Raw genomic sequence first — 12,718 nt, forward strand, 5'->3', positions numbered from 1 at the left:
GTCCACAATAGAGGGAATGCATGAAATTAAATGACGTTTATACAACTAATTACTCCAGTCACTCCGAAACGTCTAAATTAAGATACGTTTATCCATTTACTAATGTTATCAATCGATTGATGTAGCGGGGAAATATCTGATGCCGGGCTGATCAATGCGCATATCCATCTGTTTGTAGATGGTAAGCCGTTCACGTTGTCCGTCAGCGAAGGGCTGCTGCATTTTGCCTATCATCATATTCTGAAACGAAGCTTGGCCGGAGTGTACTGAAGAAAAGAATGAAGCGGAATGCTCTGACCGCACTGCATTCGGGGGTAACCACTATGCGCAGTGTAGGGGAGTTCTTCTATACAGATGTTCAGTTAAGGGATGAAATGAAGGCGAAACCAGTATGTTGGGCCTAATCTGCTGGTCAGTGGATGAGCTACTTGATTCGGTATAGGGCATTCAGGAGTGATCCTCTGCGAGTTTATCCACCTGCTTGTTGTAAGACGCACGTAAACCAAGTTCCCGCATGTACTTTCCTACTGTCCGCTCGCTAATAATATAGCCCTCTTCCCTTAAGAGGAGGGTGATTCTTGGACTGCCGTATTGGCCGTGGTTAGCCTCAAAGAGGTAAGCGACCCGCTTTAGCAGTAAGGCTTTGCGCTTCGCCTGAGGGCTGACTTCGGCACTTCTCCATTTGTAAAATCCGCTCCGCGATACTTCAAGAAGGCTGCACAGCTTCTCTACCGAAAATTCGGAGCTATGGTCTTCGATGAACTGAAATCTCTGTGCTTTAGATGGCGGAAGATATGCGCGGGTCTTTTTTAGGACGGCAAGCTCCTCTTCTTTTGCCAGCACCTGCTTGTTCAGTTCGTGAATCTTGTCTGCAAGGATAGACTTTTCACCCTCATTATTCATTCTCAAACCCACCCCGTAAATTCCAGAATACTTGCCTTCGCCGACTGCGTCTCGGACTGTGCACTCTTACGCCATTCCTTGGGCGACGTGCCCATTAGCTTAGAGAAACAGCGGTTGAAGCTGGAGATGGAATGAAACCCCACCTTTTCAGAAATCTCAAGAATAGAATCCTCGGTGCTTTTCAGCTGCTTGCAGGCCTCTTCGATCCGGGTACTGCTCAGGAAATCGAGAGGGGCGGTGCCCATCATTTCATGGAATTTGCGGCGGAAGTGGGTGGTGCTCAGGTGGCAGAGGTCAGCCAGGAAGTCGATGGTCATCGGCAGCATATAGTTTCTGGTGATATACTCCAGCGCCGGGGAGATGACGAAGTCGCCCTTCAGATTATGCCCTGCTTCCTGATCGGTCAGCGCCTCATTCGTGGAATGGATTCGGAGCAGCTCGATATACAAGGACAGCAATAAGCCGTAGGCGCTCTCCTGATAATAAGGCTTCTGCTGCAGCAATTCCTCTACGATCGACGTGGCAAGGGTATACACCATGGGATGCTTATCCTTATTCAGGATACAGTTCTTCCCCAGCACCGCCCACAAATTCGGCTCGAAGTTGCTATAGGCGCTTTTGAAGGAATGCTGAAAGAGGTCCTCCGGCGAGAAAAAGAGATAAGACCACAGACTGGCCTCACCCGGAGAACTATACGTCGTATGTGGAAGGTACCGGGGGAGGAAGGTCACATCACCGGCTGTAAAAGGTACAGACTCGCCCTTGATCTCCATGATGCCGCTATCCGAATAGCAAATTCCAATCTCCAGGTGGTTATGGAAATGGAGGTGCTCACTTTTGATATCGGAGATCTTCCAGCGTTCACCGCAGAGCAGCAGCACCGGGAAATGGATCGGCAGGCTGTAGTGGCGGTACTCGATGACGGGCTTCTTTTTTCTGGGCATATCCGGGGTCTCCTCTAGAATATTAATTAGATAAATGGTCGAAAATGCGCAGTTTTGCTATGAATGTGCTTAGATATAGAGTATTTTACTGCTTACAATGGAGTATGTAAAGCGCTTGCAAATGAGACGCTTAGTAAGCGCTCTTGAGGTGCGTGAGACAAGAGAGGGGTATGGAGATGATTCAAGTGGATTTCAACAGGGAAGAGATTCTGAGTATTATCGACAAGATCACCCAAAAGACACTGGCGATGGATTTAACCTGGGAATGGCCTTGCGGCGTAGCATATTACGGGGTATCAAGAGCTTACCAGACTACGGGTAACAAAGAGTATATGGACAGGCTTGTGCAGTGGGTGGATGAATATATTGAGCTGGGGCTGCCGGACTGGACGGTCAACACCTGTGCCATGGGCCACATGCTGATCACCTTATATGAAGCGACTGGAGAGCAGAAATATTGGGATATTGCCATGAGCAAGGTGGAGTACATCCGTAAGAATGCGCTGCGGTTCGGAGACAATGTGCTGCAGCATACGGTATCAATTTCTAATGATTTTCCGGAGCAGGCTTGGGCGGATACGCTGTTTATGGCGGCATTTTTCCTGCTGCGTGTGGGCAGTAAGCTGAAGGATCAGGAGCTGATCCAGGATGCCCTCAACCAATACTACTGGCATATCAAGTATCTGCAGGACCCTGGCACCGGCTTCTGGTTCCATGGCTACAACCATGTGAAGCAGGATCATATGTCCGGATTATACTGGGGCAGAGCGAATGCCTGGGGTGCGTATACGATGTCGCAGGTGAAGCCGCTGCTCAAAGACTGGTATTTGTATCCGCAGTGTATGGACGTGGAATGCTCGCTCCGTGATCAGCTGGCGGCGCTGAAGCTTGTCCAGACGGAGAACGGCTTGTGGCGGACGGTGCTGGATGACGAGGAATCTTATGAAGAAGTATCGGCATCCTGCGGAATTGCAGCAGCAATGATTAATAACGGCAACCCGCTGCATACCAAATATGTGCAAAAAGCGTTAAAAGGCATTCTTGCAAACATCAGCGAAGACGGACGTGTACTGGGCGTATCGGGCGGCACAGCCGTAATGAAGGACCGGGAAGGGTACCGCAATATTCCAAAAGACTGGATTCAAGGCTGGGGCCAGGGCTTAGCACTTGCTTTCCTGTCCGATATGCTTAAATAGGAGGGAACCGAATTGTCCAAACCATCAACAGGCGCTTTCACACTGCCGGGAGAATCCGGTTACGAAGCGCTGACGCTGGAGCTTGCTGAACGCTGGGGTGCGGATGTCATCCGTGACAGTGACGGTACGCAGTTGTCGGATGAGATTATCCATGCCGGATACGGCATTTACTCGACGATCTGTATCATTCGGGATCATAACGAATGGGCATCGCAGAATCCGGATAAGCTGCAGCAGAGCTTCCTCATTACGAATCCGAAGGTGGCTGTGCAGGATTATTTGTGGGTCTACCTGATGGAGGATTTCTTCGCTGCACAATTCAGGGTGAACGATTCCCGTGAGGCGTATAAGTACTGGCAGGTGTATGACCGGACGACTGGTGAAGAAGTACCGAGAGAGCAGTGGAATTACGACCGGGAATCAGGCAATGTGGTGCTTACCGGAATCATACCCTGGCATAAATACACCGTCAGCTTTCTGGCCTACCGGATCTGGGAAGAGATCTCCATGTACAATCACACCACGAATAACTGGAATAAAGAGCATCTGATGCAGATTGATCCTATGTATCGTGACACGCAGAAATACCTGCTGGATTGGATGGAAGACTGGTGCGAACAGCACAAGGAAACAACGGTTGTCCGCTTTACTTCTCTTTTCTATAATTTCGCCTGGATCTGGGGCAGCAGTGAGCGTAACCGCCATCTGTTCTCAGACTGGGGTTCATACGATTTCACGGTGAGTGCCAGAGGTCTGGATCTGTTCGCCCAGAAATACGGCTATCCGCTGACGGCAGAAGATTTCGTGAACGGCGGCAAATACCGCGTCAGCCATATCCCTGCGGAGCAGCGTAAGCTCGACTATATGGCTTTTATCAATGATTTCGTGATCGGATTCGGCAAGCAGCTAATTGAGATTGTACATAAGCATGACAAGCTGGCGTATGTCTTCTACGATGACAGCTGGGTTGGCGCAGAGCCTTACAATGACCGCTTCGGTGAGTTTGGTTTCGACGGAATGATCAAATGCGTGTTCTCGGGTTATGAAGCAAGGCTCTGTTCAGGGGTGAAAGTGGATACGCATGAGATCCGGCTGCATCCGTACTTGTTCCCGGTGGGTTTAGGCGGCACGCCTACCTTCATGGAAGGGGGGAATCCGACACTGGATGCCAAAAAATACTGGATCAACATCCGGCGAGCCCTCCTGCGTGAGCCGATTGACCGGATTGGCCTGGGCGGATATCTGCATCTGGTTGAGCCTTACCCGGATTTCTGTGATTATATCGAGAAGATTGCGAATGAATTCAGAGAGATTAAAGAGCTGCATCAGCAAGGCAAGCCTTATCATATCAAGACCAAGGTTGCTATTCTGCACAGCTGGGGCAAGCTGAGATCTTGGACCTTGTCCGGCCACTTCCATGAGACGGATATGCATGATCTGATTCACATTAATGAAGCCTTGTCCGGCCTGCCGGTTGAGGTGAAGTTCATTGATTTCGAGGATATCCGCAAGGGCGTGCTGCAGCATGTGGATGTGGTGATTAATGCAGGCAGCGCCGGTACAGCCTGGAGCGGCGGGGACTACTGGAAGGACAATAAGTGTGTGGACGTTCTGACTGAATGGGTCTATGGGGGCGGTACCTTTATCGGAGTTAACCAGCCTTCAGCGGTTGAGGGTTACGACTGTTACTTCAGAATGGCGCATGTTCTAGGTGTGGATGAGGACACGGGTGCGCGGGTAGCACATGGCAAATGGACATATGAGGTTCAAGCTGAGCAAGGTCTTGTGCCTGATGGCGCCAGCATTACACCGAAGAATGGCATCCATCTTACGGATGGTTCCGCTGCGGTGATCAGTGAGGCAGATGGCAAAATTACATTGTCTACGAATAACTTCGGCATTGGAAAAGGAATCTATCTGCCTTCCTTCGAATTCGGCTGGGAGAATACCCGCCTGCTGCTAAACCTGATCCGCTATGCCGGTAAGGAGCTACAGGAAACGAAGTATATTCCGGATAACCTGTATACCGAGTGCGCGTATTATCCGGAGAGCAAGATGCTCGTCGTGATCAATAACAGCGACCAGCTGCAAAAGACTACGATCGAGACGGAGTATGGACCGCAGACGCTGGAAGTAGAACCGTTCGATACGATTATTCGGACTATTGGGGAATAACCGGGCCTAATGTATGCGGAAACAAACATGTCTTTCAAGGCACAACTCCAGCATGAAAATGAGCAGCGCGCCTAAAAACAGAACGTCGTCTGTTCATCTATTCAACAAATTTTAACGAAAAACTGAACACAATTAGACCGGGTGGGTAGCGTAAGCCAAATGTAATCGAAAAACCGAACAAAATTGGACTGTGAGCGCCACGTAAGCCGAATGTAATCGAAAAACCGAACACAATTGAACTGTGAGCGCCGCGTAGGCCGAATGTAATCGAAAAACCGAACACAATTGAACTGTGAACGCCACGTAGGCCGTGCGTAATCGAAAAACCGAACACAATTGGACTGGACGTGCCACGTAGGCCGTGCGTTTATCGCAGGTTGTGCCAGAAGTATTTTCACAGAAAAACCGAATGCAATTTGTCACTAGAAGGAGTTCCTTAACATCTGTGGAATTACAAAGCAAAGATGCTGAAGCTTTCAGCGACAAGCTCCCGGAGGACATTCCATGGACAAATCCGCCCGCTTCAAGCAATCCATAGCCTTCATAGAGGAACATTTATACGAAGACATCAACCTCGGACAAGCTGCGCAGGCCGGGTACACCTCGCTGATGCAGCTGTATCGAGACTTCTATACCTATACCGGACACTCGGTAAAAGAATACATACGCAAGCGCAGGCTGTCAGCCGCGCTCGGGCTGATCCGGGCTTCGCAGAGACCGCTTGCCGAGATTGCTTACTCCTGCGGCTATAGCTCCCAGCAGGCTTTGTGCAAATACGTGAAATCCGCAACCCATATGACACCGCTAGCCTACCAGAAGAGTGAAGCCTGCTACTTCTTCCCCAGATTCGACAGTGAAGCCATCCGGCAGGTAACCGTCACCGCTGAAACGATCCCCAAGACTATACACATACAATTCTATGATCCCAACCAGCATGGCATTGAACAGCAGGCGTTGGCTGCACTGCGTTCCTTTTTACCTGAATACCAGGGCAGAATCTTTGGCAGAGACGGGCAGCTGCGGGACGGCTTATTCTGTTATGAGCTCGCTGTGGAGTATGATACGGATTTACTAGACAGACTTGCAGACAGCACTATTCAGGGAATAAAGGTGGCTCAAGAATTCAGTTTAACCTTCGCGAAGACAACCGTTAGGAACGATGAGACCGAGATCGGGCTGGCGTGGGATTATCTCTATCTGAAGTGGCTGCGAACCAGTATGTTCGTGCAGGATAACGGGCGTTATTTCGAAGAATACATCTGCAAAAGCGGGCAAGTGAGGAAGCTGATTCTATATTTGCCGGTGAAGAGGCGGACGGATTATGACAAGATCAGTGTAAATTTCTCTGCAGGCTTAGAGTTTCTGGTATCGTCCCGGGAAGGGGGTCAGGCAGAGGAAGAGGCATCTGCTGCGGTGATGAACTATATTTCCCGGTATACCCCTGAGGCGATAAGCATAGTAAGGGAATTCTATGTAGCCCAAAACGGCTTAAGCTACACCTGCGGAGTGCGGCTGGAACAGGCCATCGAGCTTCCCGTGAATAGCGGGCTTGAAATACTGCGGATTACCGCAGGCCGTTATGCGATGCTTGAGAGCGGCAGCTGTAGTGACCGCGGAGTGTTTATTGCTCTTTTGGATGCATGGGTACAGGAGAACGGATGGAGTAAGGACGATCTGCCCGCTTTTACAACCTATGAGACCGGAGGTCAGGCTGACCCGGACGCTATCACAATGAGAGTGTGGATCAAGCTGAAAGATGTTAAGAACGGATAATATTTAGTGCGCGGTCATCTATAAACTAGATCTATATAGGAAAGGAGCACAATAATGAATCTAAGAAAACAAGCACTGCCGCAGCAAACGCCCGAAGACTACAGCCCCCGTGTGAAGCCGGTAATCCTGAGAATGGTGGAGGAGATGAAGCAGATGGGAATTCCAAGTGAGATCCATGTAGAACAGATTACGGAGCTGTGCAGTATCGTGGACCGGCCGGAGATGAAAGTGGTGGGTATCGCGCTGCCGGTTTCGTATGAGAGCCGGGGGTATGGCGGTTTCTATGGTTTTGAGCATGCGAGCTGTACGTTGAATGATTACTTTTATACCAAGAAGCTGACTTCAGAAGGCGATATCGCGCTCCTCTCTGGTCTCATCAGCCGGCAAATCAAAGGCAAAGAGGTTGTTACCGTACGATCAGAGGTGCAGGGTGACGGCAATTATAAAGTCATTGTGGGTTATGAGGTAAGCAGCTTCGACGGGTTGCCCGCCCATTTGCCGGAATATACGGAGACGCTTACAGTACCTGCTTGCCGCTATGCCAAAGTCCTGATCAACGAGACTAAGGAGGCTGGACGGATCGGCTACGATGAGCGGATGCATGCAGATGAATATTTTATCGGCCAATTTCGTAATGACACCAGCTACGTCTATAACCCTTCCGGCCTTAGCTTCAATACATATGACGACTCAGGGGATATTCTCACCAAATACGAGCCCGTTAGAATTCCGGAAAATGATGCGGAGCGGTTTGACTCTTTGCGCTTCAAGGCGGTGACATTGCCGGAGATGAAGATCGCGTGCAGCATGACGCTGCCGGATGATGAGGAGTTTGTGATCACGAAATATTTCGGTGTGCAAGACCAGGTATTCGCTACTGAGGCGGCTAAATATTATCTGCATGATTATTACGGTTTTCCGGTGAATAGTGAGGAGGAGGGGAAGATTAACTCCTGCTTCGGCACAAGAGTCAGCACCTTGGAGTCACTTCCTGACTGTGTTGAAAAAATTACGGTGCCCGGAGGCATCTATCTGCACATTACCCAGCTCGAAGTGAATGGTGATAATCCCGGAATACCGTATGATGTGGCGTTCAATCATCTGGATGAGCTGTTTCTGAATGCTCACCCGGAGTATACGCGTGATTGGAGCAGGCATGTGATCGCCCGTTTCCGGCAGGCGAACTGTGCCTCTGTATTTGTGCCTCTTGTGCTTGAATAACTTCCCCGGAGCCTGTGAGGGGGAATTATGATAGTATATATAAAGGTATATTTAGTTTTCCCCGCGGGGGTAGAAAAGAGAGCAGCATGAGAATCATTATATCGCCTGCCAAGAAGATGAAGACGGACACGGATTTCTTGGATTACCGCCAAGTGCCGCAGTTCATCAGCGAATCGCAGACTCTTCTGGCCTTATTACGCAAGTTGAATTATGAAGAAGCCAAAGCGCTATGGAAATGCAATGATGCCATCGCCACGCTGAATATGGAACGGATCCGGGAGATGGATGTCACCAGGAATCTGACGCCAGCTATCTTCTCATATGAGGGAATACAGTACCAGTACATGGCGCCCGGAATCTTTCAGACGGAAGAGCTGGATTATCTTCAGCAGCACTTGCGGATTTTATCCGGATTCTATGGAATCGTTAGACCTTTTGACGGCGTTGTGCCGTACAGGCTGGAGATGCAGGCTAAGCTGGGCGGGAGGGGCTTCAGTTCTCTCTATGCGTTCTGGAATAGAAGACTGGCGGATCAGCTGTTCGCGGAGAGTGACATCATTCTGAACCTGGCCTCTAAGGAATACAGCAAGTGTATCTCCCCGTACCTTGGCAAGGACGCTCGAATGATTAGTGTGGTGTTCGGGCAGGACATCGGCGGCAAGGTGGTTGAGCGGGCGACGCTGGTCAAGATGGCCAGGGGTGAAATGGTCCGCTACATGGCCGAGCGGCAAATTACCCGGGTGGAGGATATCCAAGGCTTTAACGGGTTTGATTTCGCATTTGCTGAGGCCTTGTCGGATGAGAAGACTTATGTGTTTATCCAGCAGAAGCATGATAAGAATGAAATGGTAGAGTAAGCCATACAACAGGCAATCTTGAAGACGGTTGAATAACCGTATTTGGGATTGCCTTTTTTTGAAATATAAGAATTTATATGTTTCACGCTATAAATTATCCTTCTATTTCTCGCTGGAACGGTACCGTCCTTTATAAGGACGGCGAAGCCGTTTCTGCTTGTTAAGAAGATTATCTAAGTAACAATAACGCAAAGGATCGGAGGGCTTATGATTTTGGCTGGAAGCAGCGAAGAAGCTGGGCACATCCCTGCTAATCAACGCCATTGCCGTCTCGCCTCCATAAGACCTATAAAAATTGGGATTAAACCTTTAATTTGGAGAGAGAAATGTAAACGCTTACCTTATATAATTTACTCGTGAAGGAGGACAAGTAAATATCTGGGAGAAGACTCAGGATAAGTTAGAATCTGCGGACAGAAGCTACGGGCAAGTGAGGGCGGGGAAGAAAGGCTGTACACCACAAATTATTCTTAGGAGGTAATTCAATGTTTAAGCTAAACAAGAAAATTCTAACGGTATTCATGGCAGCCACAATGAGCTTCAGCGCGTTTGCAGCGACCTCAAGTGCAGCGACAGATTATTGGCAGAACTGGACTGATGGCGGAGGTACAGTCAATGCTACGAACGGAACTGGCGGAAATTACAGTGTGAACTGGTCCAATACCGGAAATTTCGTGGTCGGTAAAGGCTGGAATGTTGGATCGCCAACACGAACAGTCAACTACAATGCAGGCGTCTGGGCGCCATCCGGCAACGGGTATTTGACCCTGTACGGCTGGACAAGAAATTCACTCATCGAATATTACGTTGTTGACAGCTGGGGGACCTATAGACCTACCGGAACGTATAAAGGCACTGTGAACAGTGACGGGGGTACCTATGATATCTATACCACTATGCGCTACGACGCGCCTTCCATTGATGGTAATGCCACATTCCCTCAATACTGGAGTGTAAGACAGTCGAAGAGAGCGACGGGAAGTAACGCTGCTATCACGTTCAGTAACCATGTTAACGCATGGAAGAGCAAAGGGATGAATCTGGGAAGCAGCTGGTCCTATCAGGTGCTTGCAACAGAAGGCTATCAGAGCAGCGGCAGCTCTAACGTAACGGTGTGGTAACAGGCGGCTGACAGGCACTAACCGGGTTCTTAGCTATTGAGCAAGACGGCTGATCATTGATAGGACTGAGGCCTGCCGGTTACACAGCCGGCGGCCTTAATAAGCCAGCTATATGGGCTGAACTCCACATGAGACCTATATGATAATCCTGCACCTAATACATTTATGTACTGTGCGTCCTATATAGATGTTGTTTAGCAGGTCCGTACCTTTGCCAATCGTTTCAAAGGAGATATATCCATGCGAAAACTATTGATTGTCTTATTAATAGCGTTAACGGGTATTGCCAGTGCCTGCTCGCAGGAGAAGCCTGCCAGGGAAGAGCGCCTTGTATGGGTCGAGGGCGGTGCCTTTGTAGACACGAAATCCAATTATTACGGAACAGATGTGACCCTCCCAGACTTTTATATCAGTAAATATGAGGTGACTCAACAAGAATGGCTGGAGGTGATGGGGAATAACCCTTCCCAGTTTCAAGGGGATAATCTGCCTGTAGAGAGTGTAACCTGGTATGATGCTGTGGAGTACTGTAATCAGCGGAGTATCAAGGAGGGCCTGAAGCCCTATTACAACATAGACAAGAACACTGTTGACCCGAATAATACAAGCGACCGGGATTTCATGAAATGGACAGTAACGGCCAATGAAGGAGTGAACGGTTACCGTTTGCCGACAGAAGCCGAGTGGGAATATGCAGCAGGCGGAGGCCAGATGAGCAAGAGCAACAGCTATAGTGGAAGCAATAAGCCAGAAGATGTGGCGTGGTACTGGAGGAATTCCGGAGATCAATTCTTAACCGGGGACTGGAACTGGCCGGCGATCGAGAATAATCATAGCCAGACGAAAATTAGCGGCCTCAAGAAACCCAATGAGCTGGGGCTATACGACATGTCAGGTAACGTAAGAGAATGGTGCTGGAACTGGTACGAGAACCCGGACAGCAACAGGGGCTCCCTCAGACTGGTGAAGGGCGGCGGGTGGATCGGCGGCGTTAATAATACAGAGGTATCGTTTCGGGGCAAGTTTGAGGGGAGCAGCAGGGGGAATGACCAAGGTTTTCGTGTGATCCGCGGTGAGTAAATGGCCAGACCTGTCTAAAGAGGGGGGCTACTCCGTCATTAGCCCCCAGCGGAATCCCAATTTATCTGTAACAGAAGCCATACAGGAACTGTAAGTCGTGCTGCGCAAGGGATGAAGGATACTGCCTTCCCTCGTAAGAGCCTCGTAAGCTAGCTTTACCTGAGCGTCCGTATTAAAAGTAACGGTGAGAAAGAAGGAGCGGCTTCCGGCTGAGTCCTGTTATACCCTATCGCGATCCGGGAGTGAACCTGAAGGGTGGGTTAGCAAAGCGGCGGGGAACTGTTTTTTCCACTTTCTGATCTTCCCCCGGAAGGATTTGAACGGAGCGGCTGAATTGATATGAATCCACCGGGCCATGGGCCAGTGTTCCTTGGTCCCGGTCCATTTACGTGAGCCCTGGGTGAACAGCTCTTCTTCCGTCAACGTGCTGACCCAGTCCAGCCACTGCTGCTCTGATTGCCGGAATAAGCTGCGCAGTTCAGCCAGTGAATACTCAGAATATTTGTCGTAAAAGGACTGATATAATCCGCCCAGCTCATTCCATTTATAATCCTGATCCGGCATGAGGAAGGCCCGTCCTTCCAGCTCGTTCTGATCCCAGCTCCTCACCAGCTCCAGCCATCCCAGCTGATAGGCGATGATCTCGGCGGGGGTTTTATCCACTTCAGGAATTCGCGTATCCTTGTACTTATCGTCTATACCGTCATACTCGGCGTCTAAGAGCAGGTATAGGGTGTGGATCGTTTCCAGCAGCTCCTGTTTGGAAGAATATTCATAGCTTGCCATAGCGTTCACTCCTTTACATTGGTTATACCATAGAGCTGTGACAGCAGTCTGTCCAGTTTAACCAGAGTCAGGTCCTGTTCCAAATCCGCTGCACGCCGGTAAGTGTGTCTCCATTGAAGCTTAGCTTATAGATATCCGGCATATCCAGCTGCTTCCAGAAGCCGTAATCATAACGCTTATCCAGCGCATTCATGATTAAGACCATAATATTACCGTGAGTCCCGATGACCGCGTTACTGCCTTGGTATTGCTGCAATACTTTGTGGAGTGCCTGAACTCCCCTGTCCTGGGCAATCAGGTTAGATTCTCCGCCTTCCCAGGCAAAAGAGGGATTCTCCCATACCTTCGTAATGGCCTGGCCGAAGTCGCTGACGGGTCCGCCGGACAATAACCGTTCTCTGAAATCGTCTTCGATTACAGGTTCAAGGCCCAGGGGGCCGGCCAGTCCTTCAATGGTCTGTATTGCCCGTTTATAGGGACTGGAGATCAGGACATGAATATTCTCATGGATGAGCCGTCCGCTGACCTTCCGCGCATCTGCCTGTCCACGTTCAGATAAAGGTCTGTTTAATTCATCGGCCGAATAAGCCGAGTGCGCATGCCTTACCAAAAACAAATTTGTAACCATTATTCATCCCCTCATCTGCTAATATTTGTAATGC

The 12,718-nt window shown here is 49.6% G+C and carries 11 protein-coding genes; 7 read left to right on the forward strand and 4 right to left on the reverse strand.

The window, feature by feature from the left end; genetic code table 11:
* Positions 1-447 precede the first annotated feature (447 nt).
* Together R50912_RS33045 and R50912_RS03845 are read right to left on the reverse strand one after the other, a co-directional pair.
* Positions 448-903, reverse strand: coding sequence for an IS3 family transposase (locus R50912_RS33045; RefSeq protein ID WP_052415968.1), 456 nt, complete (start codon positions 901-903; stop codon positions 448-450).
* Positions 904-905: 2 nt separating this feature from the next.
* On the reverse strand, positions 906-1,847 hold the full coding sequence (locus R50912_RS03845) for a helix-turn-helix domain-containing protein (protein ID WP_042232583.1): 942 nt from the start codon (positions 1,845-1,847) through the stop codon (positions 906-908).
* 176 nt (positions 1,848-2,023) lie between these two features.
* Between R50912_RS03845 and R50912_RS03850 the strand changes: the two genes are divergently transcribed.
* From R50912_RS03850 to R50912_RS03880, 7 genes are all read left to right on the forward strand, one after another.
* A complete protein-coding gene (locus tag R50912_RS03850) occupies positions 2,024-3,043 on the forward strand; it encodes a glycoside hydrolase family 88/105 protein (RefSeq protein ID WP_042241508.1) in 1,020 nt (339 codons plus the stop codon).
* 12 nt (positions 3,044-3,055) lie between these two features.
* Entirely contained in the window at positions 3,056-5,218 is a 2,163-nt protein-coding gene (gene gnpA, locus R50912_RS03855; protein ID WP_042232585.1) for a 1,3-beta-galactosyl-N-acetylhexosamine phosphorylase, read from the forward strand.
* Between the two features lie 504 nt (positions 5,219-5,722).
* Positions 5,723-6,991, forward strand: coding sequence for a helix-turn-helix domain-containing protein (locus R50912_RS03860; RefSeq protein ID WP_042232587.1), 1,269 nt, complete (start codon positions 5,723-5,725; stop codon positions 6,989-6,991).
* 54 nt (positions 6,992-7,045) lie between these two features.
* Positions 7,046-8,212: a GyrI-like domain-containing protein gene (locus R50912_RS03865; RefSeq protein WP_042232590.1), complete on the forward strand. Its 1,167-nt coding sequence runs from the start codon at positions 7,046-7,048 to the stop codon at positions 8,210-8,212.
* A gap of 86 nt (positions 8,213-8,298) precedes the next feature.
* The gene (gene yaaA, locus R50912_RS03870) at positions 8,299-9,069 is read left to right on the forward strand and encodes a peroxide stress protein YaaA (protein WP_042232592.1); all 771 of its coding nucleotides are present in this window, start codon (positions 8,299-8,301) and stop codon (positions 9,067-9,069) included.
* 485 nt (positions 9,070-9,554) lie between these two features.
* Positions 9,555-10,190 (forward strand): glycoside hydrolase family 11 protein, encoded by a 636-nt coding sequence (locus R50912_RS03875; protein ID WP_042232594.1) that lies wholly within the window; start codon positions 9,555-9,557, stop codon positions 10,188-10,190.
* Between the two features lie 240 nt (positions 10,191-10,430).
* Positions 10,431-11,270, forward strand: a complete 840-nt coding sequence (locus tag R50912_RS03880; RefSeq protein ID WP_042232596.1) for a formylglycine-generating enzyme family protein — start codon at positions 10,431-10,433, stop codon at positions 11,268-11,270.
* A 219-nt stretch (positions 11,271-11,489) separates the two neighbouring features.
* Here R50912_RS03880 and R50912_RS03885 read toward each other — a convergent pair whose 3' ends face one another.
* Together R50912_RS03885 and R50912_RS03890 are read right to left on the reverse strand one after the other, a co-directional pair.
* Positions 11,490-12,056: a ClbS/DfsB family four-helix bundle protein gene (locus tag R50912_RS03885; RefSeq protein ID WP_042232598.1), complete on the reverse strand. Its 567-nt coding sequence runs from the start codon at positions 12,054-12,056 to the stop codon at positions 11,490-11,492.
* Between the two features lie 67 nt (positions 12,057-12,123).
* Positions 12,124-12,684: a histidine phosphatase family protein gene (locus R50912_RS03890; RefSeq protein WP_042232599.1), complete on the reverse strand. Its 561-nt coding sequence runs from the start codon at positions 12,682-12,684 to the stop codon at positions 12,124-12,126.
* Positions 12,685-12,718 lie beyond the last annotated feature (34 nt).

The organism is Paenibacillus sp. FSL R5-0912, assembly GCF_000758605.1.
In the GTDB taxonomy this organism is placed as follows: domain Bacteria; phylum Bacillota; class Bacilli; order Paenibacillales; family Paenibacillaceae; genus Paenibacillus_AQ.

What these genes read in the sequence shown, in the direction of transcription:
- R50912_RS03875 (WP_042232594.1), top strand. Translation starts at nt 9,555, where the DNA reads ATGTTTAAGCTAAACAAGAAAATTCTAACGGTATTCATGGCAGCCACA.
- yaaA (WP_042232592.1), top strand. Translation starts at nt 8,299, where the DNA reads ATGAGAATCATTATATCGCCTGCCAAGAAGATGAAGACGGACACGGAT.
- R50912_RS03890 (WP_042232599.1), bottom strand. Translation starts at nt 12,684, where the DNA reads ATGGTTACAAATTTGTTTTTGGTAAGGCATGCGCACTCGGCTTATTCG.
- R50912_RS03865 (WP_042232590.1), top strand. Translation starts at nt 7,046, where the DNA reads ATGAATCTAAGAAAACAAGCACTGCCGCAGCAAACGCCCGAAGACTAC.
- R50912_RS03845 (WP_042232583.1), bottom strand. Translation starts at nt 1,847, where the DNA reads ATGCCCAGAAAAAAGAAGCCCGTCATCGAGTACCGCCACTACAGCCTG.
- R50912_RS03850 (WP_042241508.1), top strand. Translation starts at nt 2,024, where the DNA reads ATGATTCAAGTGGATTTCAACAGGGAAGAGATTCTGAGTATTATCGAC.
- R50912_RS03880 (WP_042232596.1), top strand. Translation starts at nt 10,431, where the DNA reads ATGCGAAAACTATTGATTGTCTTATTAATAGCGTTAACGGGTATTGCC.
- R50912_RS03860 (WP_042232587.1), top strand. Translation starts at nt 5,723, where the DNA reads ATGGACAAATCCGCCCGCTTCAAGCAATCCATAGCCTTCATAGAGGAA.
- R50912_RS03885 (WP_042232598.1), bottom strand. Translation starts at nt 12,056, where the DNA reads ATGGCAAGCTATGAATATTCTTCCAAACAGGAGCTGCTGGAAACGATC.
- R50912_RS33045 (WP_052415968.1), bottom strand. Translation starts at nt 903, where the DNA reads ATGAATAATGAGGGTGAAAAGTCTATCCTTGCAGACAAGATTCACGAA.